The sequence below is a fragment of the Flavobacterium nackdongense genome (assembly GCF_004355225.1).
In the GTDB taxonomy this organism is placed as follows: domain Bacteria; phylum Bacteroidota; class Bacteroidia; order Flavobacteriales; family Flavobacteriaceae; genus Flavobacterium; species Flavobacterium nackdongense.
Map to the genome: position 1 here is coordinate 1335126 of NZ_CP037933.1, position 25815 is coordinate 1360940.

The following is a 25815-nucleotide window of genomic DNA, read 5'->3' on the forward strand; positions in this document are numbered from 1 at the left end:
TAGAATTCAAGAACTATGAATCCAGCCGAAAAAGTAGCCGAAATTTCCCATCACTTAGAACCCTTAATCAGTGATTTGGGGCTAATATTAATGACTGCTGGAATTGCTGTTTTGATATTCCGAAAGTTGAAACAACCGCTAGTGCTAGGGTATTTGATTGCTGGATTTTTGGCTGGAAACCATTTTGATTTTTTTCCATCGGTCAAAGAAATTAAAAGCGTAGAAGTTTGGGCTGAAATTGGAATCATCTTTTTATTGTTCAGCCTCGGACTAGAATTTAGTTTCAAAAAGTTAATGAAAGTGGGCGGAACAGCCTCCATTACGGCAAGCACACAAATTATTGCCATGTGTATTTTGGGCTATTCTGTAGGACAATGGATGGATTGGTCCAAAATGGACAGCATCTTTTTGGGCGTAATCCTTTCGATTTCTTCCACCACCATTATATTAAAATCATTTGATGAATTAGGTGTCAAAACACAAAAATTTGCTGGAAATGTAATCGGTTCTCTCATCGTTCAGGATATTTTAGCCATTTTGATGATGGTTTTATTGTCAACCATTGCTGTTAGCAATCAGTTTTCTGGAATGGCTCTCCTATTATCGGTTTTGAAACTCGTTTTTTTTCTGGTGATTTGGTTTTTAGGAGGCATTTTCATCATTCCAACAGTGCTCAAAAAGACCAAACATTTATTGACCGACGAAATGTTGCTCATCATTTCTTTAGCCTTGTGTTTGACCATGGTTGGTCTTGCCGCCAATGTCGGGTTTTCTCCCGCTTTGGGCGCTTTTATTATGGGTTCCATCATAGCCGAAACCACTCAAGCCGAGCATATTGAACATTTGGTAAAACCTGTAAAAGACCTATTTGGTGCCGTATTTTTTGTGTCAGTAGGGATGTTGATAGACCCGGATGCTTTGTATCAGCATGCGATTCCAGTCATCATTCTTTCTATTGTGACTATTTTTGGGCAATCTATCAGTTCTACTTTTGGAGCCTTATTGTCTGGGCAACCGCTAAAAGATTCCATTAGAACTGGAATGAGTTTGTCGCAAATTGGAGAATTCTCTTTTATCATTGCGACTTTGGGTGTAACTTTGAATGCAACCAATTCGTTTTTGTATCCAATTGTCGTGGCAGTTTCGGCAATCACGGTGTTTACAACTCCATTTATGATTAAATATTCGCTGCCTTTTTCGGAATATGTAGCGCATCAATTACCTCGAAAATGGACCAAACGAATCGAACGTTATTCTGCCAGCACCCAAGCGATAAAAACGGTAAGCTTATGGCAAAAAGTAATCAATGCTTTTCTAATTCAAGTGACAGCGCTTGTGGTCATCATTTTGGCTATCATTCTGCTTTCCTCCACCTACATCAAACCTTTAGTAGAGAATTATCATTTTGGCATTGCATTGGGAGCACTGATTACTTTGATTATTATTTCACCCTTTTTGTGGGCGCTAGCCTTTCGAAGAGTTGCAGCAGAAGAAGTGGAACAATTGATGACCGATAGAAAATCTCGCGGACCGCTGACGATGTTGTTTTTTATTCGGATACTGATGGCGATTTTCTTCATTGGATTATTATTGAATGCGTTTTTCTCCCAAAAAATCACCTTGATTGCTTTATTAATTGCCATAACTATTTATTTGATTTTCCAAAAGAAACTCCATAAACAATACCACCGAATTGAGAATCATTTTCTAGCCAATTTGCACGGAAGAGAAATTGAAAAAGCGAAAAGAAGCAGAAGTGATTTAACGCCTTGGGACGGACATATGGCGGTTTTTGATATAGCGAAAGAATCGAATATTGCCGGTGAATCGTTACGAAACTTACAACTTAGAGAACTCTTGGGCATCAATATTGTATCCATCAAAAGAGGTGAAATCACGATTCATATTCCACAGCGAAACGAACGTATTTTTCCAGGTGATGAAATTTGTGTCATTGGGACCGATCGACAAGTACAAGAATTTAAAAAATACTTAGACCAACACGAAACTGATGTTTCGCCTGAAATGATTGAACCCGATATTGTCTTAAACCAAATCGAATTGAAAAATCACACTTTCATCGGAAAAAGCATAAAGGAATCTAGGCTCCGCGAAAAAACCAAAGGTCTTGTGGTAGGCATTGAAAAAAGAGGCATTCGAACCTTAAATCCAGAATCGGATGTTATACTGGAAAAAGACGACATTTTGTGGATTGTGGGCGATAAAAAATTACTAGCCGATTTGGTTCACGATTAATCCTCTCCTCCCAATTGCTTTGAGATTCCTGCGGAATGACAAACGGACTGGTTTAGTTGGAGCTCCGTATTTCCACCCAGTTTGTCACCTAGATAACAATCGGGACTAGCCCACAAGGATATTGGCTTCCATCGGCGCTAAAGAAAATATTCTTCATTCTAAAAACTATTTCAAAGTTAAATCATTAAAACTTGTAATGATTTTTTTATATATTTGAGAAACAAAAAACACTGACTTTTGTCAGACAAAGCGACCCGATTTAGGGTGGATAAGTCGGACATCTTATGACCTACAAACAAGTTAGTGGCAGTTTTAACACTCCGCGGTTGTAACAAACTATTTTTTTTAAAGACCAATTTAAGAAAAAGAAAATATGGAAAAGAGCAGAAGACTTTGGCTGAAAAAAATTGGAATTGGAATAGCTGGTATTGGACTTACAAACTTCAATTCATTTGCTTCACCTCTTGCATCAGAAAATTTAATTAATAGTATTGAGAGTGATGCTAACTTAGTTTTTTTACGCTCAAATGAAAATCCCTATGGTCCATCTCCATTAGCAAGGAAAGCATTTATTGACAATGCAAATATTAGTAACCGATATAATTGGGATGTTGCAACGCAACTGATTTCTGTCCTTGCAAAAAGAAATAGAGTTAAAGACGAAAACATATTGTTAGGAGCTGGTTCAACTGAAATTTTAGATTTGGTTGCAAAATATGTATCATTAGGCAATGGAAATTATGTAATCGCAGAACCAAGTTATGATTATTGGACAGTTACATTAGATAATTTAGGTTTAACTAAAAATAAAGTACCACTTACAACCGACAAGAAAATTAATTTACAAGCTATGTTGGAAGCTGTAAACCAAGATACAAAACTTGTTTATATCTGTAATCCAAATAACCCAACAGGAACAATTTGTGAAAGAGAAGCATTGGTAGAATTTGTAACCAAGATTTCACAAAATACAATTGTTTTAATTGACGAGGCATATTTGGAATTTACTAAACAGCAATCCATTAGCAATATGGTAAATGACAACAAAAATATTATTGTCGCCAAAACATTTTCAAAAATCTATGGTTTGGCTGGAGCACGAATCGGGTATGCAATTGCGAACAAAACGATAATTGATAATTTGACAAATTCGCAATCCAATACAAATAATAGCGTAAGTGTATTATCAAAACTTGCTGCTATAGCTTCGTTGAAAGATGATAAATTTGTTTCAAATTGCTACTTGCTGAACGAAAATGTAAGACAATATGCTATCAGCGAACTCCAAAAATTAAATTGTGAATGCATTTCTTCTAATACAAATTTCATCTATTTTTCACTTGCAAAATACAACAAGGACTATTTCAAGCAATTAGAAAACAATAAAATTCAAGTGGGAAGAATATATGAAGAGCAAGGTAAATGGACAAGAATTACTGTGGGTAAAATGGACGAAATGAAAAAATTTATTAAAGCAATGCAATAAAAAAGTACAACCAACAGCTAGGGTTTCGTTGCGGCTGCAAGCCGAACAATGAAACCCGTGTTGAACGGAACCGATTACATGTCCTTCAACACTATGGAGTTTTCGTAAAGTTTTGAGAGAACCCCGAAGGGTCGGGATCAAGAGGCAAGTGCGCCTCTTTTTTTTTGGAGCGATTTCAAAATCGTTTTATAGTGTTTTCGGTCACTTTTGAGCATAAAATCCCTTACCCATTATTTAGTTTTTATAGGGAATAGAGCTTTGGCTACCGCCAAGATACCAAGCAGGCGGCCCACGCTGGTCAAAAACGGCTATTCGGTGCAAATTGCCCGTTTTACAGCAAGGACACTTGGGCAAAAAGAGCTTTTTTTCGCGTTTTTCTAGTACTTTTACTTCGAGTTTCTCCTGCAAAAGTTTGAGCTTCTCCCGCTTCCAACTGCTGCTTAAAAAACCATAATGACGAATCTTGACAAAGCGTTTGGGCAAAATGTGCAAAGCAAATCGCCTAATAAACTCCTGATGCGTGAGCGTCATTTGCTTTTTGACTCCCGCCACTCGATAATCCTTGTACTCAAAAGTTACATTTTCGTTGTCGATAGTTTTTATTCTTCGGTTGCTAATGGCTATTTTATGGGTATATCTCCCTAAATATTCCACCACTGATTTGGGACTTCCAAAAGGTTTTTTGGCAAAAACAATCCAAGGTTTTTGCCACAACTCTTGCCGGATTTGCTCATACTTTATGGGTTCTTTTTCTTTGAGTTTTGCACAATATTTAGCCCTAAACACTTTTGACAAGGCTTTGACTGGAAACAAGAATTTGCCATCGGTTCGGCTATTTTGCCATTGTCCGTTTTTAGCTATTCCGCCGCCAGGAACAATGCAATGCAGGTGTGGATGTAAACTCAATTGTTGCCCCCAAGTGTGCAAAACCGCAATCATTCCCATTTGCATTTCCTTGGTTTTGCCAAAAGTTTGAATCGTTTCCCAAGTCGCTTCAAAGAGCGTGTCATAAACCAATTTTGGACTGTGAATCGCCAATGCATTAATGCTATCGGGTAAAGTAAAAACCAGGTGAAAATATGGCACTGGCAAGAGTTCCGTACTTCTAGCCTCTATCCAATCTTCTCGTTTGTTGCCCTGACACTTGGGACAATGACGGTTGCGGCAAGAGTTGTAACTAATAGTCAGATTTCCACATTGATCGCAAGCATCGATATGACCACCCAACTGGGCTGTTCGACATTTTTTGATAGCAGAAAGAGTGCGCAATTGCCAAGTATTCAATCCATAGCTCTCGATCTTCGAGCCTACCTTTCTCAGTACATCGGCTACTTCCGTCTGCATTTCTCGAAAAGCGTATCGAGTGGACTAAAAATGCGTTGGCTCGCGAGCTGGGCTATCTGCAAATACTCCATCGTAGTTTCGATATTTTGATGTCCCAAAAGGTCTTTCAGGGTCATAATATCCATACCATCTTCGAGCAAATGTGTGGCGTAAGAGTGCCGAAGCGTATGGGTATGAACTTCTTTTTTCACACCAGCAGCTTTGGCTACTTGTTTGACTGCCCATTGTACGCCTCTCTGGCTGTACCGACTGTCAAAATCGCCTCCGGCTCTTTCAATGGGCTGACCGTTGAAAAGATAATCCTTGGGTTTTTCGGCTTCGATGTACTTTTTTAATCCCCGAATCAAGTGTTCCGAAAGCGGCACGTAACGGTCTTTTTTGCCTTTGCCTTGCACTACTTTGAGTTGTTGTCTGTCGAAATCTAAATCCTGCAAACGTACACTTCTGGCTTCCATACAACGCAAGCCGCAACCATAAAGCAAGCCAATAAGAATGCGGTGTTTGAGCAATTTTGCGTTTTGAAGCATCGCCCAGACTTCTTCTTTGCTCAAAACAACTGGAAGCGTTTTCTCGTGTTTTATCGACGGCAATCGAAGGTATTCATACGGAAGTCCTTCTGATTTTAACAAGAACCGAAGCCCATAAACACAGTGTTTAAAGTACGTTTGCGATGGGGTTTTGGACTTTTTCTGTTGGTAAAACAAGTAGTCCTGCACTTGTTCAGGATCCAATTCCGTTGGAATTTTGCCAAAATACAACGAAATAGCCGCCACGTGCCGCGAATAATTGCTAAACGTGCTTTGGCTTCGTCCCAATACCGAAACCGTGCGCTCAAAACGAGCTAATAGTTCCTCAAAACCGGGAACTTCGCGCTTGGCTTGGTTGATAATTTTGTTTTCTCTTAATAAATCTGGATGCTTTTTTTTGTAGTCATAATTTCAAAGTTTTAATTATCTTTGAAAGGTACAAAATCAGCGCGAGTGCTACCGAAGGTTTAGTTCAACAGGCGTTTGGCAAGATTGCGAATTTTGCAGTAAATACAAGTTTATATTTCGTAAGAAATTTTATCTTTGATAAAAAATAATTGGTTCCGAATTCCCCTGCTAGCGCGAGCGTCCCGCTCGTGAACACTAACAAGTATAGTACAAATCCAACCAATAAAAAAGGTGCAAGAACTACATCTTACACCTTTTCTATTTTAGACTTTCGTCTTATTTTATCTCGAATAATTAGGAGCTTCTTTGGTAATCGTCACATTATGAGGATGACTTTCGGTGATTCCGCTTGAGGTGATGCGAACAAAACGTCCTGTATCTTGTAAAGTTGGAACATCTTTGGCTCCACAATAACCCATTCCAGCACGAAGTCCACCGATGAATTGCTGCATACTTTCTTCCAATTCGCCTTTGTAAGGCACACGCCCTACGATTCCTTCGGGAACTAATTTCTTGACATCGTCTTCGACATCTTGGAAATAACGGTCTTTCGATCCGCCTTCCATCGCTTCAACAGAACCCATACCGCGGTAGGATTTGAATTTTCTTCCTTCGAAAATAATAGTTTCACCCGGAGATTCTTTAGTTCCTGCCAAAAGCGAGCCCAACATTACACAATGAGCACCTGCAGCAATGGCTTTAGGAATATCTCCTGTATACCGAATTCCACCATCAGCAATAACGGGAACGCCAGTTCCTTTCAATGCTGCAGCCACTTCTAAAACAGCCGAAAACTGAGGAAATCCAACACCGGCGATAACACGAGTGGTACAAATGGAACCTGGGCCAATACCTACTTTTACACCATCGGCACCATTTTCTACCAAAAATTTAGCGGCTTCTGGTGTAGCAATATTTCCTACGATAACATCTACTTTTGGAAAATTAGCTTTTATAGCTGCCAATACATTGACAACTCCTTGAGTATGACCGTGAGCCGTATCAATAATAATAGCATCGACTCCAGCATTTATAAGTGCGGTAGCTCGTTGAAGCGCATCGCCTGTAACGCCAATAGCTGCGGCAACGCACAAACGGCCGTAAATATCTTTATTAGCATTAGGTTTTTGAGTGAGTTTGGTGATATCTCTAAAAGTAATTAATCCCACTAATTTATTTTCTGAATTGATCACCGGAAGTTTTTCGATTTTATAGCCTTGCAAAACTACTTCTGCCTGAGCTAGAGAAGTTCCTTCAGCCACCGTAACCAAATTTTCGCTGGTCATTACCTCGATAATTGGTCTGGCATTGTTCGTTTCGAAACGCAAATCACGGTTGGTTACAATACCTTTCAGCACTCTATTTTCATCCACAATTGGAATACCACCTATTCCGTATTCTTTCATTGCTTTTTTAGCATCGGCAACGATCGAATTCAAAGGCAAAGTCACTGGATCGATAATCATACCGGATTCAGCACGTTTTACTTTTCGAACTTTTGCTGCTTGTTGTTCGATAGTCATATTCTTATGCAAAACACCAATTCCGCCTTCTTGAGCCATAGCAATTGCCATTTCGCTTTCGGTCACAGTATCCATAGCAGCGGATACAATGGGAACATTCAGCGATATGTTTCTGGAAAATTTTGATTTGATACTCACTTCGCGAGGAAGTACATTGGAAAAATTGGGAACTAATAATACATCATCGTATGTAAGACCTTCGCCGATAATCTTGGAGTTGTGTGCTATCATTGCAATTTGAAGTTGTAGTTAAATTGCGTGCAAATTTAGGCAATCTTAAGCAGATTTACATCATAAAAAGCAATTTTAATGATTAAATTTGTATAGCCTCAATTTTTACTAGCTAGCACCACGAATTTTAAACTTTACTGAAATCAATAAAAATATTTTACAGATGGAACAGTCAAATCAGTCACTACAAGGGCTTTCCGACGAAGAAGTACTACAATCAAGAGCAAAAAGCGGTTCCAATTCGCTAGAACATCAGAATAAAAACCATTTTATTTCCTCCCTTACTGAAATGATTCAGGAACCGATGTTCTTGCTTTTAATCATCGCGACCAGTGTTTATTTTATTACCGGAAAATACGGCGACGGTTTTTTTATGCTGGCTGCGATTTTTTTGGTTTCTACCATTTCACTCTACCAAGAATCAAAAAGTCGAAATGCTATTGATGAACTTAAAAAGTTATCGCAACCCAAAAGTAAAGTCATTCGAAATGGCGCTCTCATTGAGATTCCGAGCGAAGAAATAGTTGTAGGTGATTCTATCCAAACCGAAGAAGGCACTTTTGTTCCAGCGGATGGAATCATCATTCAATCCAATGATTTTTCGGTAAATGAATCTATTTTAACAGGAGAATCTCTTTCGGTTTTCAAAAATGAAAAATCCGAAATCAATCAAATATTTCAGGGAACGATTGTCGCCAGTGGTTTGGCCATTTGTAAAGTGACCGCTGTTGGAAACCAAACACAACTCGGGAAAATTGGAAATAGTTTAGCCTCTATCATCGAAGAAAAAACACCACTACAACTACAAATTGGAAATTTTGTAAAATATTTATCCATCATTGGATTATTCTTTTTCGGAATTGTTTGGGCAATAAATTTCTACAATTCTGGACTGTTTTTAGACAGTTTACTCAAAGCACTCACTCTAGCAATGAGCATTATTCCAGAGGAAATTCCGGTGGCATTTACCACTTTTATGGCTTTGGGAGCCTGGCGATTGATGAAAATGGGGATTATCGTTAAGCACACAAAAACGGTCGAAACCCTAGGTAGCGCAACCGTAATTTGTACCGATAAAACAGGAACAATTACTCAAAACAAAATGAGTCTGGCTCAACTCTACTTATTTTCATCAGACAAAATTGTACATCCAAAAGAACGACTTTCCGAGGATGAATTGGAATTACTCAGCATCTCAATGTGGGCCAGCGAACCCATTCCGTTTGATGGTATGGAAATTGCGCTTCACGATGCCTATGCAAAATTTACTATTCTTGATGAAAGACCCAATTATAAATTAATTCACGAATATCCATTGAGTGGAAATCCACCAATGATGACTCACATTTTTGAAAACCAAAAAGGGACCAGAATTATTGCGGTCAAAGGCGCCCCAGAAGCCATAATAGCTTCTTGCAAACTTTCTGCAGCAGAAATTCAAAAAATAAATAGGGCCATTGAATCGATGTCGAAAGAAGGCTTTCGAGTACTAGGTGTTGGTATTTCTCCCTTTTCAGAAAAAGATTTTCCAAAAACGCAGCAGGAATTTCTATTCGATTTCAAAGGAATAGTGGCCTTTTATGACCCTCCAAAAGACAACATCAAAACGGTTTTTGATGCTTTTTATAATGCTGGAATTCAGGTGAAAATTGTAACTGGGGACAATGCCACAACCACTTCTACAATTGCCAAACAAATTGGATTTAGAAATCCCGAAAACAGCTTGAACGGCGATGAATTGATGACTATGGATGAAGCTACTTTGAAAGAAAAAGTAATGGACACGACTATTTTTACCAGAATGTTTCCCGAAGCCAAACTCAAAATTATTGAGGCTTTAAAAGCCAATAACCAAATTGTGGCAATGACTGGCGATGGTGTAAACGATGGGCCAGCCCTAAAATCGGCCCATATTGGAATTGCAATGGGAAAAAAAGGAACCGAAATTGCCAAACAAGCGGCAAACCTCATCCTAATCGACGATGATTTATCGAAAATGACTGATGCTATTGCTATGGGAAGGAAAATCTATATCAACCTGAAAAAAGCCATCCAATACATCATTTCCATTCATATTCCTATCGTGTTGATTGTCTTTATTCCATTGGTTTTAGGATGGATTTATCCCAATATTTTTTCACCTGTTCACATTATTTTTCTCGAAATAATTATGGGTCCCACTTGTTCCATAATTTATGAAAATGAACCTATGGAATCGAATTTAATGCTTCAAAAACCACGTCCGCTAACGAATACCTTTTTCAATCTGAAAGAAATAACTATTAGCCTGATTCAAGGGCTGGCGATTACATTGGGACTTCTATTTATCTATCGATATTGTGTGTACCAAAACTGCTCAGAAAGCAGTACTCGCACGGTTGTTTTTCTCACTTTAATCGCGTCGAATATATTCCTGACCTTGGCCAATCGTTCGTTTTATTATTCGATATTTACGACTATTCGATACAAAAACAATCTGGTATTAATGATCATAGGAATCACCGTTATCATCACAAGTTTACTGCTGTTTGTTCCCGTATTCGCCCGATTCTTTATGTTTGAGGCCGTTTCGACTTTACAAATAGGGATGAGTATTATGGTGGGTTTTGTTTGCGTATTTTGGATAGAAATTTATAAAGCATTCAAGCGAAGAAAATCTTGATTTAATCAGGCGTATTTTTAGAAGGAAAAATAACATTGAGTCCCAATTGAAGTGACAAACTATGCGCCTTAGAAATATCTTGGTATTCCAAAAGATTGTCGGCTAAGAGGTAAAAATTGACTTTACCAAGGGTGGTTGACAAGCCAAGACCAATGTTTTTGGCAGAAAAAGAATCTACGGTGTAAGTGGCTTTCATTTCTAAAGAATCGAAAATTTGTCTTCTGTAAAAAGCTGTCAATGCCATCAGAGGGGTTCTGGGCGTTGCCATTGCAAAAAGTTGTGCTCCAACGGAGTTTGTATATTTAATTTCATTTCCACCAACGCAATTACAATCCGAACTTCTGCCATCGCCAAAGGAATATTGGAGAGAAGAATTAAATTTCAAGGGGCGCGAAGTCTTGTATTTTGTATGCAAAGTGTCTAAAGGAATGGCATCATTAAATTCATCTAATATGTCATTTGAGTTGCCAAGAACAAAATCTGGTGTTAATCCAACATAATTATAATAGCCTTTCCAACGGTAACTTTCGATTTCTTTGGTGTGATTTATAAAGCCAATATCGATCAAACTAGCCGTCAATTGCAGGTTTTCTTTTGGGTAATAAGTCAACCCTAAATCCAATCCTAGACCGAGATTCCCTCCCAATAAAGTTTTTTTCATGATATCACTTCCTGCATTTCCGGAGTAATTTTCGAGATAGTTTGTCAATCCAGAAGTATTGACCAATCCATTGGCCGAAATTACTTGTTCGTAAATAGAATTGGTTCCCTGAATGGTATAAAAATAGCCTGAGTTTTTAGTAGAAGACACATTAAAAATACTAGAATAAATTTTTCCTCTGGCGCCAAGAATCAGTTTATCATTCACTTTTTTGTGATAACCAATATGAAAAACGGAAAGCATTTCGCCTCGGGCATTCAAATCGCCCATATCAAAAACTTTTCCCAAATAATTCTGATTTCCATCCAACAATAAAATAGCGTAATCTTTGGGCATATAGGTCAAAACATCGAATTCCTGATACAAACCGAAGGAAAGGTAAGCATTGTCCTGCCAGTCACCCAATTTGAATCCACCGCTAAAAATTTCTAATTGTTGATTCAAACTAACCTTATCATTTCTGGAAGTAGAAAACACAACATTTCGTAATTTGGTATTAAAATCGACTCCATCATTGGCAAATAAATCATAAACGGAGAAACTACTCGAACCCATATTTGCTGAAAATCCAGAAAGCAATGGAATACCAACAAACCATTTATAGTCAACATCCGAACCCGGATTACTGAGCATAGATTGGGGCACGGAGGTGAAATTATAGAGGATTTGCTTGTTTTGAGAAAAACAACCTAGTGAAACCAAAAGGATAAAAACTAAGGAATACTTTCTCATTGCACTTCAAAATAAAGTGTGCCACTGGAGCGAAGTTTTAGGCTTCCTGAACTAGTGGCTGTCAATGGTGTGCCGGGAAGAAGAACAATTGCAAAGGCAATTTTTGTGGTTTTCTTCAAAATATCGAGTTTGGTATTTTCGAATATTTCAGTTTTCAAAACCACAATTGGACTTCCGGAATAGGCGGGCAAACTAAATGGAATCGCATAAAGCCTAGTATTATTATCATCTAATAAATACAAATTGATGATAAAAGCCCTATTGATGGTGTTGGTGAATTCGAAAAAAAAGTCTGTTCTTCGGATATTATTTGAAAAATCCGGATCATTAAACACTTCAAAATTCACTACATCACCTACCAAAGGTTGCTCCACTCCTCCGATAATAAATTGATTGGCTTTTATATCAAATGAAGCCATATTGGCAACCACTACAGGTTCCAACTTTAAGTCATTGGCTTGGTTAAAATCTAAATCACTAGAACAGGATGTAGAAAACAGTAAAATGATAAATATTCCTAATAGTTTGTTCATAGTTTCAATGCATTGGGGAATTACATTTTTAACGAAGATATTTATTTTTTAGTATTATTTAATGAAAGCTCGAAAATATTTTTGAAGCCGCATTGTAAGCACTTTCGAAACTCATAGCTCTCAAATTGATATTTTCTTTTTTGGAATTAAAGTAAGACAACATTTTCTCAGTAGGCATATTTCCTGTAAGAACATCTTTTGCCATCGGGCATCCTCCAAAACCTTGAATGGCTCCATCAAATCGTCGGCAACCCGCATTGTAAGCCGCATCTATTTTCTCGAACCATTTGTCTGGAGTTGTGTGCAAATGAGCACCAAATTCTATATTTTGGAATTTTGGAATCAAATTCGAAAATAAATACTGAATGACTTCCGGTGTAGAACTGCCAACAGTATCCGAAAGGGATAAGATCTTAACACCCATATTTGAAAGTTTTTCAGTCCATTCACCCACTATTTCCACGTTCCAAGGATCGCCATAAGGGTTTCCAAAACCCATCGAAAGATAAACCACCACTTCTTTATTGCTTTTATCAGCAATTTGAAGAATTTCTTGTAAAGTAGTTAAGGATTCTGCAATAGTTTTGTGGGTATTCCGCATTTGGAAATTCTCAGAAATCGAAAAAGGAAAACCCAAATATCGAATAGTTTGGTGTTGCGAAGCAGCGATTGCTCCTTGTGTATTGGCAATGATAGCCAATAATTTACTTTCCGTTTTTGAAAGATCTAAACGAGCCAAAACCTCAGTGGTATCTTGCATTTGTGGGATGGCCTTGGGCGAAACAAAACTCCCAAAGTCAATAGTATCAAAGCCTACTCGCAGCAAAGATTGAATGTAAGCTACTTTATTTGCAGTAGGAATAAAAGTTTTTATTCCTTGCATCGCATCGCGTGGACATTCGATAATTTTTATTGCTTCCATAGAAGCCCAAATATAAGAAAGTTTAGTCTCTAAAAACTTAAAGTTTTTCTAAAATCTTCTTATTAATGGCTTTTATCAATCCTGGTCCTTCGTAGATAAAACCAGTATACAATTGGATTAAACTCGCTCCTGCTTCTAATTTTTCAATCGCATCATCGGCTGAATGGATTCCTCCTACTCCAATAATTGGAAAGGCTTTATTGCTTTTTTCGGAAAGAAAACGAATCACTTCAGTGGAACGATTTTTCAATGGTTTTCCAGACATTCCGCCCACTTCTACTTTATTTTCAGATTGCAAACCTTCACGCGACAAAGTGGTATTGGTAGCAATAACGCCTGCAATTTTAGTTTCTTTGACAATATCAATAATATCCAACAATTGAGAATCGGTCAAATCGGGAGCGATTTTCAACAAAATAGGTTTCGCCTTGGGCTTAGTCAAATTCTGGTTTTGCAAGGTTTGCAATAGTTGTTTCAACGGCTCTTTCTCTTGTAATTCGCGAAGATTGGGGGTGTTTGGCGAGCTTACATTCACCACAAAATAATTGACATAATCATACAAAGCATCAAAACAAGTCAGGTAATCATCGACTGCATTTTCATTTGGAGTCACTTTATTTTTGCCAATATTTCCACCTATAAGAACGCCTTTGTTTTTCTTTAATCTTTCGACAGCTTCTTGAACTCCGCCGTTATTGAAACCCATTCTGTTAATAAGAGCCGTATCTTCAACCAAACGAAAAATGCGTTTTTTAGGATTTCCTTCTTGCCCTTTTGGCGTAATTGTTCCTATTTCAATAAATCCAAAACCAAGGTTAGACAATTCATTATACAAAGAAGCGTCTTTATCCATTCCGGCGGCCAATCCAACTGGATTTTTGAATTTCAAGCCAAAGACTTCGGTTTCCAATCGCTTGTCATCGACAACATATAATGCCCTAAAAAGTGAAGGTATTCCGGGTATTTTGGATAAATTTCGAATGAGAGAAAAGGTGAAATAATGCACTTTTTCAGGGTCAAAACAGAAAAAGATAGGACGTATAATTTGTTTGTACATAATAAAAGTGTTGTACTGCAAAAATAGAATTATCTAATCGATTTTATAAATATTTACATAAATAATTTCCCTTTATTAAAAACATATTAACCTGAACTCGATTACTATTAAAAAATTTAAACCACATAGAAAAAAAATTTTATAAATAGAAAGGCACTCTGCTTATCATAGGTTTACTCCGTCAGTTCGCTTTGCTCGTGTCATAGTTATGTGTAAATAAAATACCTATGAAAATCTACCCAAATTATATTATTTTAATAGCCTATGTGGTTAAAAATCAATAATCGAACTTAGTATATTAGAAAATAAATTTGATTACCCCTTAAATGTAAAATGCAAACTGGCCACTTGTCAACAGACAGGCTGACTGCCAACTTTTTTATTACCTTTGCAAAAAATAATTTTATGTCAAATATATATTTAGGTTATCACTTCACTGTTGAACCCAAAGAACTAGGTTCCGAAATCTTGATTGCCGAACTGGGAGAATTGCCTTTCGAAAGCTTTATCGATACTGATTTAGGCATTGTTGCCTATATCCAAAAAGACCTTTGGAATGAAAATATTCTGGACGATTTGTTTATCCTAAAATCACCTGAATTTACCATTTCTTATAAAATAGAAGAAATCGACCAAGTCAACTGGAATGAGGAATGGGAAAAGAATTTTGAACCCATCGATGTAGATGGAAAATGCCACGTACGTGCTCCTTTTCACCCAAAAACGGATGCCGAATTTGACATTGTCATCGAACCTAAAATGAGTTTTGGCACTGGGCATCACGAAACCACACATATGATGATTCAGCATTTATTAGAAATGGATGTTACTGGAATGAAAACATTGGATATGGGTTGCGGAACAGCCATTTTAGCCATTTTGGCCGAGATGAAAGGCGCTCAACCTATCGATGCTATCGATATTGACAACTGGTGCTATTTGAACTCTATCGAAAATGCCGAACGCAATAATTGTAAGCAGATCACAGTTTATGAAGGTGATGCTGCCTTGTTAAAAGATAAAAAATACGATTTGATTATTGCCAATATCAACCGCAATATTTTGTTGAACGATATGCAATCTTATGTCGATTGTTTGAATCCAAAAGGAACGCTTTTATTGAGTGGATTTTATACCGAAGACATTCCGTTTATTGATGCTTCCTGCACCCACAAAGGATTAACGTATGTTAAAAAGTTTGAAAGAAACAATTGGGTATCCTTAAAATATGTAAATTAGTAATCAAATATAAAAAATGGAAATCGATAGAAAAAATCATTGGGAAACGGTTTATGAAACCAAACAACCCGACGAAGTGAGTTGGACACAGGAAAATCCAAAAACTTCGATTGATTTTATTCACGAAACCTTTTTAGACAAAACTGCAAAAATCATTGATATTGGCGGTGGCGACAGTAAATTGGTGGATTATTTGTTAGCTGATGGCTACGAAAATATCACTGTTTTGGATATTTCGGCCAACGCCTTAGTAAGAGCTAAAAAAAGATTGGGGAAAAATGCCGAAAAAGTAACTTGGATTGTTTCGGATATAACCGAATTTAAGCCCGAAACCAGTTATGACATTTGGCACGACCGAGCTACATTTCATTTTTTGACCACATCAGAACAAATAAAAACTTATGTGAAAATTATCGAAAAATGGGTGAATGATTATTTGATAATAGGTACTTTTTCTGAAAATGGCCCTAAAAAATGCAGCGGATTAGACATCAAACAATATTCAGACATAGCATTGGAAAATCAGTTTTCAAATGGTTTTGTAAAACTAAAATGCATCACAGAAGATCATACAACTCCTTTTGAAACCAAGCAAAATTTCACGTTTTGTACATTTAAAAAAATCAAATAATACCCATTCAATTTTTATTTATAACCTACAATTTATCTAAAAATGAGCACTAAAGAAAAAGTTAGAGAAAGAGTAAGCCTTAAAGAAGCAACCACCATCAACAACGAAATTATACTGTACAACGATGATGTGAACACTTTTGATCACGTGATCGAAACCTTGATTCGAGTATGCAATCACACACCCGAACAAGCAGAACAATGTGCGCTGATTGTGCATTACAAAGGAAAATGTACTGTAAAAACAGATGTTTTAGAAAAACTAAAACCACAGTGCACCCAATTACTCTAAGCAGGTTTGAGTGCCGAAATAATTTAAAATTACATTTTACACCATAAAAAAGCAGGATCTTCGTTTTGGAAAATCCTGCTTTTTTTATATCAAGATACAATTATTTTAATCCAATTTCACCTCCCTCTCCTATGGAGAGGGTTGGGGTGAGGCTTTAATGCGGCAATTTATCTTTGAGCAATCCGTACAAAAACGTTCCGAAAAGTGCTCCAAAAAGCACCAGAATAATTGGCAAAAATCCTGCGCCTAGCAATATAAATATCGGACCGGGACAAGCACCGACCAAAGCCCAACCCAATCCAAATAATATTCCACCAATCCAAAAACGAATAGAACCGGGTTCTTTGGGAATAATTTCTATTGGCAAACCTCTGAAATCTTTGATATTTTTTCTCTTTATAATTTGGATTCCTATTGCGCCTGTGACGATAGCAACCATAATAATTCCGTACATATGAAAGGATTGAAATAGAAACATTTCATAAATTCGGTACCACGAAACCGCTTCGGATTTGGTCAACACAATCCCGAAAACAAATCCTACAATGATGTATTTTACTGCTTTCATAGTCTAAAAAAGTAAAGGAAAAATAAAATGTGCCATAATCAATCCGCCTATAAAAAAACCAATTGCGGCTTTTAAAGAGGGTAATTGGAAACTGCTTAAACCATAAATGGCGTGTCCAGAAGTACAACCGCTGGCGTAACGGGTTCCAAATCCAATCAAAATTCCTCCAATAATCAATATCAAAATCGTTTTGGGCGACTGAAAAATGTCGTTTGCAAATAAGGCATCGGGCAATAATTTTCCGTTGGGAGCATCGATACCAAGTTGTGACAATTGCTCGATTGTTTTCGGATTGATGGCCACATTGGATGCATCACTCATAAAATGTACTGCGACAAATCCGCCCAACATCGCTCCTAAAACTACCAATAAATTCCATCGTTGCGCTTTCCAATCGAAATCAAAAAAACCAACTTTTTTACCCAATCCTGACATTGCACACAAGGACCGTAAATTGGAGGACATACCAAAAGTCTTTCCGAAATAAATCAGGCTAATCATCACCATTCCTATCAAAAAGCCTGAAACATACCAAGGCCAAGTTTGAAATAAAATCTCCATCATCTCATTTTTAAGGAGCGAAAATAATAATTCTAATTTTATAATAGCGAATAAATAAGGCATAATTGTTGTTTATCGCAGCAATACCTATTAAATTTGTTGCTCCAAATCAATTCAATATTTCGAATCAAAAACTATCATCCCTTAAAAAACGAATCCTTCAATTATGAAATGAGCATAACCGATAATTGGTAGCAAACACCAATGATAATATGCCAATTACATTGAACAAATAAAAAACAATAAATATCAACATATGAAAAAAATACTTCCTTTTATCGCCGTATTCATTAGCATTGCATCCTGTACGAGTACAAAATCGACCATAAAAAATATCGACAATAATGCACCCAATCTTACTTTGGTCGAAAACAATACTTTTTTAATTTCGGAATTCAGCAAAGACAAAAAATACGGGTATGATAAGGACTATCCCATTAATATTTTCTTCGAAAGTACTCGAAATGTAACTATCAATCAGCAACGCTTTTTGAATGCTTTGGCTGGACCTAAAGGCGAAAAAATAAGCTATACCAAGCTAGAAAGTTGCTGTCCGTTTCCCACCAAAAGAAGTGAAATGGGAGCAGGATTGTTAGATGTTTACGAACTAAAATGGGAAGGTCAGAAAACGCCCGTACTTTTATATCTCAACATTTACGAAAAAGGAGTTTTGATGGTGCCTTTTGGAATGAGTTTGAAAAAAAAATAATTCAAAACCACAAATCCTAACTATCTTTGCACTTTCAAAAATCACATTATGAACATACAGAACATTCCACAAATAAAACATACCGAAAGCGGCAATTTCTTTCTATTGGCGGGACCTTGCGCTATCGAAGGCGAAGAAATGGCAATGCGAATTGCCGAAAAATTAGTTGGAATTAGCGATAAATTGGAGATTCCTTTCGTCTTCAAAGGGTCTTTTAAAAAAGCCAATCGCTCCAGAATTGATAGTTTTTCAGGTATTGGAGACGAAAAAGCATTACAAATTCTACGAAAAGTTTCCGAAACTTTTGGCGTTCCAACAGTGACCGATATTCATACCAATGAAGATGCTGCGATGGCTGCCGAGTATGTGGATGTGCTGCAAATTCCCGCTTTCTTGGTGCGTCAAACCGATTTAGTGGTGGCTGCTGCCAATACTGGAAAAGTCGTAAACCTCAAAAAAGGACAATTTATGAGTCCCGAAAGTATGAAACATGCAGTTCAGAAAGTATTGGATTGCCAAAATCAAAACGTAATGGTCACCGACCGCGGAACGATGTTTGGCTACCAAGATATGGTTGTCGATTTTCGCGGAATTCCCACAATGAAAGAATATGCGACCACCGTCCTAGACATAACACATTCCTTACAACAACCCAACCAAACTTCGGGGGTAACGGGCGGAAGACCTGATATGATCGAAACTATCGCCAAAGCAGGAATCGCTGTGGGTGTTGATGGAATTTTTATCGAAACACATTTTGACCCTGCCAATGCCAAAAGTGATGGTGCCAATATGTTGCATTTAGACTATTTCGAAGCCTTGATGACCAAGTTAGTCGCTATCCGAAAAACCATAAATCAATTTTAACTTTTATATTTTGAAAACTAGAATATCATTCGCTTTAGTGTTAATTCTGAGCTTTGCATTCAACAGCTTTGCACAAAATGACTCGATTAAAACAGAGCGATATACCGCACACAATAAGGGAAAATTCACCATTTCGTGGGGCGGAAACCGCGAAAAATTTACGCAATCCGACATCCATTTTATGGGGGAGGATTACAATTTTGTGGTACAAAGTGCCGAGGCACACGACAAACCCAAAGGTTGGCATATCGACTACATTACACCAGGTCGGATGACCGTTCCTCAAACCAATTTCAAATTGGGCTATTTTTTCACTGACAAATACAGTATTTCTGTCGGAGTGGATCATATGAAATATGTAATGACCCAAAACCAAATTGCTAACGTCACTGGTTACATTAATTTACCTGCAGATCAATCGGGATCTTATTACAACGGAAGTTACAGCAACACCCCTGTAGATATGTCTCAAAATGGCGCCCAAGAAGGTGGTTTCGAGGAAGGTACTACGCAGGTGGGGACTCCTGCTTTTCTAATGTTCGAACATACCGATGGTTTAAATTATGTGTATACCGAAATTGCCCGTCAAGATGATATTTCGAAATGGTTGGGTATCAAAAACACCGATAAATTTCAAGTCAATATCAACGGTGGTTTTGGTATTGGGCTTTTGTATCCCAAAACCAATACTACGCTGCTGGGCAAAGAAAGATACGATCAGTTTCATATTTCGGGTTATGGAACATCGCTCAAAGCAGGTCTTAATCTGACTATTTTCAAGTATTTCACTGTAGAAGGTGTTTTGAAAGGTGGCTACATCAATATGCCTGACATTCGAACCACTCAAAACAGTTCAGACTCGGCAAAACAAGAGTTTTTCTTTGGCGAAACTATCATCGCTTTTGGAGGAATTTTTAGACTTTAAACCAAATTATAATTCAATAAAAAAAATCTCCTTCAGGGAGATTTTTTTATTTATACAAACCTAATGCCTCTTGAATTACATCTTCCAAAATCCGATTATCAATACTTTCTAAGGTACAATAGCGAAGGGATTTGACTGTATTTCGATTTTCCCCGATTAGATAATCTTGGTTTCGCTTCAATTCAAAACCTCTTGCAAAACCAGCGTCAACAAAGCCCTTCTTGTGATTCGGAGCCAAATAGCAAAACGGCTTTTTACGATAATAAAAATAGGGAATCCCCCATTTGAACAACAATTCTACTTCCGGAATTGCTCTTTCGAAAACTGCAACCAAATGCAGGAGAATCACTTGATATTTCTCGGGTTGTCTAAAGATGTATTCGTCCGTAAGTCTCATGTTGTAAAAATAATAAAAAGCTATTATATTTATTCTTAAATTAGTAGCTCAAATAAAAATGCCTTTGCACTCCAATAATGAGATTCTATTGTCAATCATCAAATTCGTAAACAATAGATGGGCATCAAAGTGATCTGATGATTGAAGATTATAAGAATTTATTAAAACCTTAAAATATAAAAATATGAAAGAAATTAAATATCCAAGATCATTCTCCCACATTGGAATATCGGTTCCTAATATAGAAAAGGCTGTAAAATTCTATAGTGAAGTGATGGGATGGTACGTCATAATGAAGCCCTCTCTAGTCAAAAAAGAAAGAACAACGGCTATCGGACAAATGTGTATTGATGTATTCGGTGAAGATTGGGAAGAATTTGAAATTGCACATATGTCCACTTCGGATGGTATAGGCATAGAACTTTTTAGCTTTCCACATGGTGAAAAAAAAGCGCCTGAATTCAAACCTTTCAACACAGGACTATTTCATTTTTGCGTACAAGATCCTGATATCGAAGGTTTGACAACAAAAATTATTGAATATGGTGGCAAACAAAGGATGCCAATAAGGGAATATTATCCTAATGAAAAACCATATAAAATGGTTTATGTAGAAGATCCATTCGGAATTATTTTTGAAATATATACCCATAGTTATGAATTGACCTATTCGTCTGGAGCTTATCAAAAATAAAAGTACTACCGAATCAGATGCGGCAGTAAAGCACTAGGGTAGTATTTATTAGAACATTTTTACTGGCCGCATTTTTTAGGACGAATTGCGATTATGATAATACGATAACCGCATCGTAGCGCGCGACAAAATCGTGAAAAACCGGGGCAAATATAAATCGACCGAATAAAAAAGACTGAACTATACTAAAATACACAATGCATGAATTCAAATATCGGCATTTTATACGCTACTGTTGACGGTCAAACGTTTAAAATTTGTACAGTCATTGCGGATGTTTTAGTTGAAAAAGGCAATCTAGTCCAACTGTTCTCTATTGACGATTTCAATGGAAAAGTAGCTGATTTCGACAAGTTTATCATAGGTGCAAGCATCCGCTATGGGAAACATAATCCAAAAATAATCGAATTCATAAACCAAAATAAAATAGCACTCGACAAAGTAGAAAATGCCTTCTTTTCGGTGAATCTAGTGGCCAGAAAACCAGAAAAAGCAAGCCCGGAAACCAATCCGTATTTTATCAAATTCCTTCAAACCATCCATTGGATACCCAAAACATCAGCCGTTTTTGCCGGTAATCTCGATTATCAAAAATATCCTTTGACCGACAGATGGATGATTCAGTTGATCATGTGGATGACAAAAGGTCCAACCAATTCAAAAGCAAAAATCGAATACACCGATTGGGATAAAGTGAAAGAATTCGCAGTTTTGATGCACAATAACTAAAGTATTACCAAATATAATATACTCTTCATACTATTTTTGGACTTTGTAAAAAAAAATTGTTTCTTTGAGAAATGATAACGTACCGAAGTAAATGATACAAAACCCATTGGTTCGAGTAAAAAATGGTATAAAACCATCCTAATATGAGCAAACCGCTAATTTGGTACTTAAGAAGGCATCCACTATTATATAAAATCAGGTACCAATTAGTATCTAAAACTGTTGCTTCGGAAAATATCCAAAATTTTTGTTACAACGACATCAATAAGAAAAACCAAATTCCACCTTTATTTTTTGAAATAAATAAACTAATATTTGATACTACTACCAAAAAATTAAATGATTTTGAAAAAGCCAAAACTATAGCGATTTGGCTAAGAAACAACATCAAAGGCGGTCCAGGATTAGGGAATTCTTCGGCAATGGCACTCCAAAAAATGATTGCTGGTCAAGGGGGTGTTTGCAGTGACTTTTCGCAAATTTACAATAATTTCTGTGTTATTAATGAGCTGAAAGTTAGAGAATGGGGAATGAAAAATCTTTCTTCGGACAAAAGTATTTCAGGAGGACATTCGTACAATGAAGTATATTGCCATGAACTACAAAAATGGGTAATGATAGATGTAGCCAAATCGATTATTTTCTATGCTTCGAATCCTGAAATCCCACTCTCATCTTTGGAATATATTCGTTTAAAAAAAGAAAATAAAACGATAAACATCAAAAACATTAACGAAAATGCTGCTTTGGACATCGACAATGTAAAAAAAATCTATCTTTCATCCATTTCTTTGCCCTTTCTGATTTCCAACTACGACAATAAGACTATTGACAATTATTTAGAAAAACTTGATTTTCTGCCAGTATCCATCATTCACGGAATACTAATGCTCACTGGGCAAGGATATACCTTTGGGTTTCCTGAAGAAACAAAATAAAACGCCTACACTATTTCAAAAATTCGATTTTTACATTGCCAAAATTTATCTTTAATTGACAATGCATTGCACAATCATTCCTATTTGTATCTTTGTTGAAAATATTTTTTTATGCAACAGATTATAGACCGCTTTATAAGCTATGTGACGATTGATACCGAATCGGATTCGAGTTCAGAAACTACTCCAAGTACAGTAAAACAATGGGATTTAGCCCATAAACTGGTTGAAGAACTAAAAACTATTGGATTACAAGACGTTACCATTGATGACAAAGCCTATATTATGGCGACCTTGCCTTCGAATGTAGAACAAGAGGTTCCAACAATAGGATTTATTTCGCATTTTGATACCACACCTGATTTTACGGGTGCCAATGTAAAGCCACAAATCATCCCAAATTATGATGGTAAAGACATTGTCTTAAATGCGGACCAAAACATCATTTTGTCGCCCACGTATTTTAAAGATTTATTGCAATACAAAGGGCAAACTTTGATTACCACCGACGGCACTACCCTACTCGGCGCCGATGACAAAGCCGGAATCACCGAAATTGTTACCGCGATGGAATTCCTAATCAATAATCCCGACATTAAACACGGAAAAATACGCGTTGGATTTACACCTGACGAGGAAATTGGTCGTGGCGCTCACCATTTCGACGTAGAAAAATTCGGCTGTGATTGGGCGTATACTATGGATGGAAGCCAAATAGGCGAATTGGAATATGAAAATTTCAACGCGGCTGGAGCCAAAATTACTTTCAAAGGAAAAAGTGTGCATCCTGGTTATGCCAAAGGCAAAATGATCAATTCAATGCTGATTGTCAATGATTTTATTAACGAGTTGCCAAAAGGAGAAACCCCGCAAGAAACAAAAGGCTACCAAGGATTTTTTCACGTGCATCATTTAACCGGAAGTATCGAAGAAACCGTGTTGGAACTTATTATCCGCGATCACAACAAGAAAAAATTCGAAAAACGCAAAGAATTAATTGCCAAAATCTCCCAGAAATTCAACAAGAAATTCGCTAAGCAATTCGGCGAAGACATTGTAATCGCAGAGGTAAAAGACCAATATTACAATATGAAAGAAAAGGTCGTTCCTGTAAAACATATTGTAGATATTGCTGAAAAGGCGATGAAAGAACTGGGAATTAAACCTGTTATAAAACCTATTCGTGGCGGAACTGATGGCTGCCAATTGTCGTACAAAGGATTGCCTTGTCCAAATATTTTTGCTGGTGGACATAACTTTCACGGTAAATACGAATATGTTCCGGTAGAAAGTATGCAAAAAGCGGTAGAAGTAATTGTGAGAATTGCTGAACTAACGGCCAAAGGGGATTTTATTAAAAAAGAAGTAAAGTCAAAAATAAAATAAACGATGCCTGTACAAGATGGACAAAGTAAACCAATGGGCACTTGAATTAGACCTATTAAAAACGATTATCGCTAAAAAAGAGTTAACCGAAACTATCAAATGGGGCAGTAATGTATATGTTCACAATGGCAAGAATATAGTTGGGATTGCGGGATTCAAAAACTTTTTTACGATTTGGTTTTTTAATGGAGCGAAACTAACAGACCAAAAAAAAGTTTTGATAAATGCTCAAGAAGGTGTCACAAAATCAATGCGTCAATGGCGATTTAGATCGAAAGACGAAATCGACGAAGAAACCATTTTGCAATATCTAGAAGAGGCAATGCAACTATAAAAATTAAATTTTAAGGAAGTCCTAAATCCCAAAGCTGAAACCAACAGTTTTGGGATTTGTATTTTAAATCTAATAAATAACCCGTTGGTTGTAATTCAATTTAAATTTTTTAAACGCATAGAATCATAGTTTTTTTAATGATTTTAAAAAGACGCGTCGCTTGATTTTAGTAAATCAGAGCTATGTGAACCCAAAAATTGGGCTATAACCTCTTTTTTCTATGATTCTATGCGTTTCAATTTTACTACATCTAAAAATTTAATAATTTCACCCAACGGGTTAATAAATATCAAAAAAGAATACTTCCGCAATCTTTTCGTGATAACTTCGAGCGAGATTTGTAACTGTAAAAAGACAGTTATTTAGTCAATGATTTTTACTCATTCAAGATAGGCCATATAGAATTGATGTCAAAATGAGTATATTGCAACTAAATAAAAATAATTTTCACCTTAAATAAGAGTAAAACAAATTCTGATTTTAAGCATAAATAGAACGATATGAAAAATATTTTAATGATTGAAGATGACATTTCCATAGTGGAACTTGTTGCGATTCATTTGAAAGATATTTATTGTGAATTGACCAAAGCCCATACCGGAACTGACGGATTAAGCTTGGCCTCCAAAAATAAGTATGATATGATTATCCTTGACGTGATGCTGCCTGGAATGGACGGAATCGAGATATGCAGAAGGTTGCGCGCCGATAAAATATTCACACCCATATTAATGTTAACCGCCCGAAGCGAAGAAATTGACAAAATAATTGGTCTTGAAACTGGAGCCGATGATTATTTGACGAAACCTTTTAGCATTAGAGAATTTATTGCTCGTGTAAAAGCCATTTTGCGAAGAAATGAAATGGTCAATACAGAGAAAAAAGTAGAAGAAGAAGTTTTTGAATGCAGCGGATTGAAGATAGACCCCATCAAAAGAAAAGTAACACTCGAAGGAGTAAAAGTAGAACTTACCCCTAAAGAATTTGATTTATTGTATCTTTTTATGTCAAATCCCGGTAAAAGTTATTCTCGAGAAAATGTTTTGAATCTGGTTTGGGGATATGAATTTTCGGGCTACGAACATACGGTAAATTCACACATTAATAGATTACGCACAAAAATCGAAGCCGATCTTACCAATCCAAAATACATATTGACCACTTGGGGAGTTGGCTACCGTTTTACTGATGAATTAAAATAATT

25 protein-coding genes are annotated in these 25815 nt (G+C 36.7%); 15 read left to right on the top strand and 10 right to left on the bottom strand.

The genetic code is table 11. The features are described 5' to 3' along the window. The first annotated feature begins 15 nt into the window (after positions 1-15). A complete protein-coding gene (locus E1750_RS05435; protein ID WP_133275800.1) occupies positions 16-2256 on the top strand; it encodes a cation:proton antiporter domain-containing protein in 2241 nt (746 codons plus the stop codon). Between the two features lie 373 nt (positions 2257-2629). Beyond that, positions 2630-3742: a pyridoxal phosphate-dependent aminotransferase gene (locus E1750_RS05440; RefSeq protein WP_133275801.1), complete on the top strand. Its 1113-nt coding sequence runs from the start codon at positions 2630-2632 to the stop codon at positions 3740-3742. Between the two features lie 234 nt (positions 3743-3976). On the opposite strand, the gene E1750_RS05445 is transcribed toward E1750_RS05440, so the two are convergent. From E1750_RS05445 to guaB, 3 genes are all read right to left on the bottom strand, one after another. Continuing rightward, a complete protein-coding gene (locus E1750_RS05445) occupies positions 3977-5086 on the bottom strand; it encodes an IS91 family transposase (protein ID WP_133275802.1) in 1110 nt (369 codons plus the stop codon). Further along, complete coding sequence (locus tag E1750_RS05450) at positions 5071-5901, bottom strand: tyrosine-type recombinase/integrase (RefSeq protein WP_227873967.1); 831 nt, start codon at positions 5899-5901, stop codon at positions 5071-5073. Before E1750_RS05450 ends, E1750_RS05445 begins: the two co-directional genes overlap by 16 nt. 401 nt (positions 5902-6302) lie before the next feature. Further along, the gene (gene guaB, locus E1750_RS05455) at positions 6303-7775 is read right to left on the bottom strand and encodes an IMP dehydrogenase (protein ID WP_133275803.1); all 1473 of its coding nucleotides are present in this window, start codon (positions 7773-7775) and stop codon (positions 6303-6305) included. A gap of 163 nt (positions 7776-7938) precedes the next feature. On the opposite strand from guaB, the gene E1750_RS05460 reads away from it, so the two are divergent. Further along, complete coding sequence (locus E1750_RS05460; RefSeq protein ID WP_133275804.1) at positions 7939-10437, top strand: cation-translocating P-type ATPase; 2499 nt, start codon at positions 7939-7941, stop codon at positions 10435-10437. 1 nt (position 10438) lies between these two features. Here E1750_RS05460 and E1750_RS05465 read toward each other — a convergent pair whose 3' ends face one another. From E1750_RS05465 to E1750_RS05480, 4 genes are read right to left on the bottom strand one after another with little or no spacing between them, the layout of a single operon-like run. Continuing rightward, entirely contained in the window at positions 10439-11830 is a 1392-nt protein-coding gene (locus E1750_RS05465; RefSeq protein ID WP_133275805.1) for a DUF5723 family protein, read from the bottom strand. Then, positions 11827-12363, bottom strand: a complete 537-nt coding sequence (locus tag E1750_RS05470; protein ID WP_133275806.1) for a hypothetical protein — start codon at positions 12361-12363, stop codon at positions 11827-11829. Before E1750_RS05470 ends, E1750_RS05465 begins: the two co-directional genes overlap by 4 nt. Positions 12364-12421: 58 nt before the next feature. After that, positions 12422-13285, bottom strand: coding sequence for a hydroxymethylglutaryl-CoA lyase (locus E1750_RS05475; protein WP_133275807.1), 864 nt, complete (start codon positions 13283-13285; stop codon positions 12422-12424). A gap of 37 nt (positions 13286-13322) precedes the next feature. Next, entirely contained in the window at positions 13323-14342 is a 1020-nt protein-coding gene (locus tag E1750_RS05480) for a quinone-dependent dihydroorotate dehydrogenase (protein ID WP_133275808.1), read from the bottom strand. A gap of 405 nt (positions 14343-14747) precedes the next feature. On the opposite strand from E1750_RS05480, the gene prmA reads away from it, so the two are divergent. Genes prmA through E1750_RS05495 form a run of 3 tightly spaced genes read left to right on the top strand, consistent with a single transcriptional unit; the run spans position 14748 to position 16503 of the window. Then, entirely contained in the window at positions 14748-15581 is an 834-nt protein-coding gene (prmA, locus tag E1750_RS05485) for a 50S ribosomal protein L11 methyltransferase (RefSeq protein ID WP_133275809.1), read from the top strand. Between the two features lie 16 nt (positions 15582-15597). Further along, a complete protein-coding gene (locus E1750_RS05490) occupies positions 15598-16212 on the top strand; it encodes a class I SAM-dependent methyltransferase (RefSeq protein WP_133275810.1) in 615 nt (204 codons plus the stop codon). 42 nt (positions 16213-16254) lie between these two features. Then, entirely contained in the window at positions 16255-16503 is a 249-nt protein-coding gene (locus E1750_RS05495; protein ID WP_133275811.1) for an ATP-dependent Clp protease adaptor ClpS, read from the top strand. A gap of 154 nt (positions 16504-16657) precedes the next feature. On the opposite strand, the gene E1750_RS05500 is transcribed toward E1750_RS05495, so the two are convergent. Further along, positions 16658-17071 (bottom strand): DUF6691 family protein, encoded by a 414-nt coding sequence (locus tag E1750_RS05500; protein WP_133275812.1) that lies wholly within the window; start codon positions 17069-17071, stop codon positions 16658-16660. Positions 17072-17074: 3 nt separating this feature from the next. Then, positions 17075-17632 (bottom strand): YeeE/YedE family protein, encoded by a 558-nt coding sequence (locus E1750_RS05505; RefSeq protein WP_133278085.1) that lies wholly within the window; start codon positions 17630-17632, stop codon positions 17075-17077. A gap of 256 nt (positions 17633-17888) precedes the next feature. On the opposite strand from E1750_RS05505, the gene E1750_RS05510 reads away from it, so the two are divergent. The 3 genes from E1750_RS05510 to E1750_RS05520 are packed head-to-tail and all read left to right on the top strand — an operon-like array spanning position 17889 to position 20133. Continuing rightward, a complete protein-coding gene (locus E1750_RS05510) occupies positions 17889-18341 on the top strand; it encodes a 2-dehydro-3-deoxyphosphooctonate aldolase (RefSeq protein WP_133275813.1) in 453 nt (150 codons plus the stop codon). 48 nt (positions 18342-18389) lie between these two features. Next, positions 18390-19208, top strand: coding sequence for a 3-deoxy-8-phosphooctulonate synthase (gene kdsA / locus E1750_RS05515; protein WP_133275814.1), 819 nt, complete (start codon positions 18390-18392; stop codon positions 19206-19208). Positions 19209-19218: 10 nt separating this feature from the next. Then, complete coding sequence (locus E1750_RS05520; RefSeq protein ID WP_133275815.1) at positions 19219-20133, top strand: hypothetical protein; 915 nt, start codon at positions 19219-19221, stop codon at positions 20131-20133. A gap of 46 nt (positions 20134-20179) precedes the next feature. Here E1750_RS05520 and E1750_RS05525 read toward each other — a convergent pair whose 3' ends face one another. Further along, positions 20180-20530, bottom strand: a complete 351-nt coding sequence (locus E1750_RS05525) for a DUF1801 domain-containing protein (protein WP_133275816.1) — start codon at positions 20528-20530, stop codon at positions 20180-20182. Between the two features lie 184 nt (positions 20531-20714). Between E1750_RS05525 and E1750_RS05530 the strand changes: the two genes are divergently transcribed. From E1750_RS05530 to E1750_RS05555, 6 genes are all read left to right on the top strand, one after another. Next, positions 20715-21224 carry a lactoylglutathione lyase family protein gene (locus E1750_RS05530; protein WP_133275817.1) on the top strand — a complete coding sequence of 170 codons (510 nt, stop codon included), beginning with the start codon at positions 20715-20717 and terminating at the stop codon, positions 21222-21224. A 201-nt stretch (positions 21225-21425) separates the two neighbouring features. After that, positions 21426-21953 (top strand): menaquinone-dependent protoporphyrinogen IX dehydrogenase, encoded by a 528-nt coding sequence (hemG, locus tag E1750_RS05535; RefSeq protein ID WP_133275818.1) that lies wholly within the window; start codon positions 21426-21428, stop codon positions 21951-21953. A gap of 143 nt (positions 21954-22096) precedes the next feature. Further along, complete coding sequence (locus E1750_RS05540; protein ID WP_133275819.1) at positions 22097-22891, top strand: transglutaminase domain-containing protein; 795 nt, start codon at positions 22097-22099, stop codon at positions 22889-22891. A gap of 111 nt (positions 22892-23002) precedes the next feature. Further along, the gene (pepT, locus tag E1750_RS05545) at positions 23003-24277 is read left to right on the top strand and encodes a peptidase T (RefSeq protein ID WP_133275820.1); all 1275 of its coding nucleotides are present in this window, start codon (positions 23003-23005) and stop codon (positions 24275-24277) included. A 16-nt stretch (positions 24278-24293) separates the two neighbouring features. After that, positions 24294-24611, top strand: a complete 318-nt coding sequence (locus E1750_RS05550) for a DUF1801 domain-containing protein (RefSeq protein WP_133275821.1) — start codon at positions 24294-24296, stop codon at positions 24609-24611. A gap of 500 nt (positions 24612-25111) precedes the next feature. Then, positions 25112-25813, top strand: coding sequence for a response regulator transcription factor (locus E1750_RS05555; RefSeq protein ID WP_133275822.1), 702 nt, complete (start codon positions 25112-25114; stop codon positions 25811-25813). Positions 25814-25815 lie beyond the last annotated feature (2 nt).

Coding starts and splice junctions, on each gene's coding strand:
- E1750_RS05435 (WP_133275800.1), top strand. CDS start 16: ATGAATCCAGCCGAAAAAGTAGCCGAAATTTCCCATCACTTAGAACCC.
- E1750_RS05440 (WP_133275801.1), top strand. CDS start 2,630: ATGGAAAAGAGCAGAAGACTTTGGCTGAAAAAAATTGGAATTGGAATA.
- E1750_RS05445 (WP_133275802.1), bottom strand. CDS start 5,086: ATGCAGACGGAAGTAGCCGATGTACTGAGAAAGGTAGGCTCGAAGATC.
- guaB (WP_133275803.1), bottom strand. CDS start 7,775: ATGATAGCACACAACTCCAAGATTATCGGCGAAGGTCTTACATACGAT.
- E1750_RS05460 (WP_133275804.1), top strand. CDS start 7,939: ATGGAACAGTCAAATCAGTCACTACAAGGGCTTTCCGACGAAGAAGTA.
- E1750_RS05465 (WP_133275805.1), bottom strand. CDS start 11,830: ATGAGAAAGTATTCCTTAGTTTTTATCCTTTTGGTTTCACTAGGTTGT.
- E1750_RS05470 (WP_133275806.1), bottom strand. CDS start 12,363: ATGAACAAACTATTAGGAATATTTATCATTTTACTGTTTTCTACATCC.
- E1750_RS05475 (WP_133275807.1), bottom strand. CDS start 13,285: ATGGAAGCAATAAAAATTATCGAATGTCCACGCGATGCGATGCAAGGA.
- E1750_RS05480 (WP_133275808.1), bottom strand. CDS start 14,342: ATGTACAAACAAATTATACGTCCTATCTTTTTCTGTTTTGACCCTGAA.
- prmA (WP_133275809.1), top strand. CDS start 14,748: ATGTCAAATATATATTTAGGTTATCACTTCACTGTTGAACCCAAAGAA.
- E1750_RS05490 (WP_133275810.1), top strand. CDS start 15,598: ATGGAAATCGATAGAAAAAATCATTGGGAAACGGTTTATGAAACCAAA.
- E1750_RS05495 (WP_133275811.1), top strand. CDS start 16,255: ATGAGCACTAAAGAAAAAGTTAGAGAAAGAGTAAGCCTTAAAGAAGCA.
- E1750_RS05500 (WP_133275812.1), bottom strand. CDS start 17,071: ATGAAAGCAGTAAAATACATCATTGTAGGATTTGTTTTCGGGATTGTG.
- E1750_RS05505 (WP_133278085.1), bottom strand. CDS start 17,632: ATGGAGATTTTATTTCAAACTTGGCCTTGGTATGTTTCAGGCTTTTTG.
- E1750_RS05510 (WP_133275813.1), top strand. CDS start 17,889: ATGAAAAAAATACTTCCTTTTATCGCCGTATTCATTAGCATTGCATCC.
- kdsA (WP_133275814.1), top strand. CDS start 18,390: ATGAACATACAGAACATTCCACAAATAAAACATACCGAAAGCGGCAAT.
- E1750_RS05525 (WP_133275816.1), bottom strand. CDS start 20,530: ATGAGACTTACGGACGAATACATCTTTAGACAACCCGAGAAATATCAA.
- E1750_RS05530 (WP_133275817.1), top strand. CDS start 20,715: ATGAAAGAAATTAAATATCCAAGATCATTCTCCCACATTGGAATATCG.
- hemG (WP_133275818.1), top strand. CDS start 21,426: ATGAATTCAAATATCGGCATTTTATACGCTACTGTTGACGGTCAAACG.
- E1750_RS05540 (WP_133275819.1), top strand. CDS start 22,097: ATGAGCAAACCGCTAATTTGGTACTTAAGAAGGCATCCACTATTATAT.
- pepT (WP_133275820.1), top strand. CDS start 23,003: ATGCAACAGATTATAGACCGCTTTATAAGCTATGTGACGATTGATACC.
- E1750_RS05550 (WP_133275821.1), top strand. CDS start 24,294: ATGGACAAAGTAAACCAATGGGCACTTGAATTAGACCTATTAAAAACG.
- E1750_RS05555 (WP_133275822.1), top strand. CDS start 25,112: ATGAAAAATATTTTAATGATTGAAGATGACATTTCCATAGTGGAACTT.